This is a genomic window from Acidobacteriota bacterium (assembly GCA_034211275.1).
In the GTDB taxonomy this organism is placed as follows: Bacteria; Acidobacteriota; Thermoanaerobaculia; order Multivoradales; family JAHZIX01; genus JAGQSE01.
In genome coordinates, this window is the sequence record JAXHTF010000364.1 from 1 (window position 1) to 2,267 (window position 2,267).

Genomic DNA, 2,267 nt, shown 5'->3' on the forward strand with positions numbered 1-2,267 from the left:
GAGGAAGAGCGGTGCCAACAGCACTCCGGTAGACGGGCGGATGCCCGCGGCCAGGGCGAAGACCACCGAGGCGGCGACGAAGTGACGGCGACTGACGCCCATGGTGACGGCGCCGTAGGCCACGGCGACGCTGAGCCCGCCCTCTACCGCGTAGACCAGTGGTAGCTCGCCGTAAAACCACAGCAGCGGGCTGGTGGCGTAGAGCAATCCTGCCAGAAGGCCCCCGGCGAAGGGCGGTGCCGGACCGGAGAGGGGCTCTTGACTCCAGCCACCGCCGAGGGCTGGCTCCCCCAGCACTCCCTGCCCCGGCACCTCCGGCTCCCACCCCAGAAGCCGGGCGGTGAGCAAGACCATCAGCCCGGTGCCCACCATGCCGCCGAGGATGGACAACGCCACCATCCCGTGGAGGGGGGCCACCCCGAGCCAATCCAGCGCTTTGAGAGCAGCGATGTAGACCGGGTAGCCCGGTGGATGGGGATGATGGGCCGCGAGGTCGAAGGCCTCGACCCCGAGAGCAAATTGCACCGAGTCGTGATCCCACAGTCTTTGGGCGGCGAAGGGCACGCGCAGGAGGCCAGCACCGGCGGCCAGCACCCAGGCCAGGCGTGGGAGGGATCGAGGAGTCATGGGAACCCACCGCTCATTCCACCGGGCCTCCGCTCCGCTGGAGCTCCTCGATTTGGGGATGGATGCCCACGGCATAGGGCTCTTCCGCCACCCTCAGGGCGCGCAGGCGCTCCGGCAGTCTGCGCAGCTGTTCCCGGCACCGCCCCCGCCCTGCTTCCAGGGACCAAGCCTCCGACGACTCCGGAACCAGCTCGCCGCCGCGCAGGATGGGTCGCAGCAGCGCCTCCTCGCCCTGCGGCGGTGGCTGGGAGCCCGGCCCCGCGCCCGGCTCGCCCTCCATCGAGTCCAGAGGCACGATGCGGTCCCGGGTGAAGGTTCCATCCTCCTCGGTCCGGAAGACCTGTTTGCGGCCGGGATAGGTCGCCTTGCCGCTACTCTTCTTGAGCCGCGGGCGCCACCGTCCGTCCTTCTCCACCGCCACCAATTTGTACACGCCCCCGAGGTGCGGCGCGTCGGCAATGGAGGCGAGCTGAGTGCCGATGCCGAAGGCGTCGAAGGGGGCCCCCTCCCGGCGTAGGGTTTCGATGCGATATTCGTCGAGATCGCCGGAGCCGAAGATCTGCGCGTCGGCCCATCCCCCTTGGTCGAGCACTTCCCGGGAGCGCCGGGCCAGCTCTCCGAGATCCCCGCTGTCGAGGCGCACGCCGCTGAAGGGCAGCCCCAGCTCGACGGCTTTGCGCACTCCCTCGACGGTGTCGTAGGTGTCGACGAGGTAAATCGTCTGGCCGGGGAACAAGCTCTGGTAGTGGCGGAAGGCGTCTTCCTCCCGCTGAAAGCTTTGGACGAAGCTGTGGGCCATGGTGCCCATCACCGGAATCCCCATGCGCTGGCCCGCCAGCACATTGGAGGTGGCGCCGAAGCCGGCGAGGTAGGCCGCCCGGGCGACCCAGGCGGCGGCCTGGGGGCCATGGGCCCGGCGGCTACCGAACTCGGCGAGCTTGGCTACCGGAGCCTCCGCTGGCTTCTCCGCCGCCATCACCATGCGGGCGGCCTTGGAGGCGACGGCGGTCTGGAAGTTGAGGATGGAGAGAAGCAGGGTCTCCACCAGCTGGGCTTCCACCAGGGAACCGGTGACCCGCAGCATGGGCTCCGTGGGAAAGAAGACGGTGCCCTCGGCGGCGGCGTCGAGGTCGGCGCGGAAGCGGAAGTCTCGGAGATATTGAAAGAAGGAGTCGGGGATCCCGCCGAAGGAGTCGAGGCTCCGCAGGTAGTCGATATGCTCGCCGGTGAAGCGCATCTCCCGCAACGCCGCCACGGCCTGCTCGAGGCCGGCGAAGACGAGGAAGTTGCGGTGCTCCGGCAGGCGGCGCACGAAGAGCTCGAAACAAGCCCGAGGCGCCTCCGGCCGCCCATGGTAGGCCGCCGCCATGGTCAGCTGGTAGAGATCCGTCGCGAAGGCCAGGTCGTCGGGCCCCAGGGAGAAGCTGCTCAAATTCATAGGTTGAGCCGCAGTGTATCGGAATCGGCCTTATCGTCTCCAATGCTTTTCTTCCATAGCGACACCACTCTCTTTCACTCCTCCCCAGCTTTCCGTCATCCACTGCCGGTATGAGGCGGTGGCGGGATCCGAGGATGGCCCCCTGGCCACCGCAGGGCCCGACCACCGACGCCCACGCAGGAACGGTCCCTGCCGAGCTGTG

2 protein-coding genes are annotated in these 2,267 nt (G+C 68.5%); both read right to left on the minus strand.

Annotated elements, in window-relative coordinates:
• Positions 1-627, minus strand: a 627-nt coding sequence (locus tag SX243_26015) for a DUF2723 domain-containing protein (GenBank protein MDY7096442.1), incomplete at its 3' end; no start/stop codon positions are given.
• A gap of 13 nt (positions 628-640) precedes the next feature.
• Complete coding sequence (locus SX243_26020) at positions 641-2,065, minus strand: nicotinate phosphoribosyltransferase (protein MDY7096443.1); 1,425 nt, start codon at positions 2,063-2,065, stop codon at positions 641-643.
• Positions 2,066-2,267: the final 202 nt, after the last annotated feature.

Bases quoted from the DNA above. Each gene is read 5' to 3' on its own strand.
- SX243_26020 (MDY7096443.1), bottom strand. From the start codon at position 2,065: ATGAATTTGAGCAGCTTCTCCCTGGGGCCCGACGACCTGGCCTTCGCG.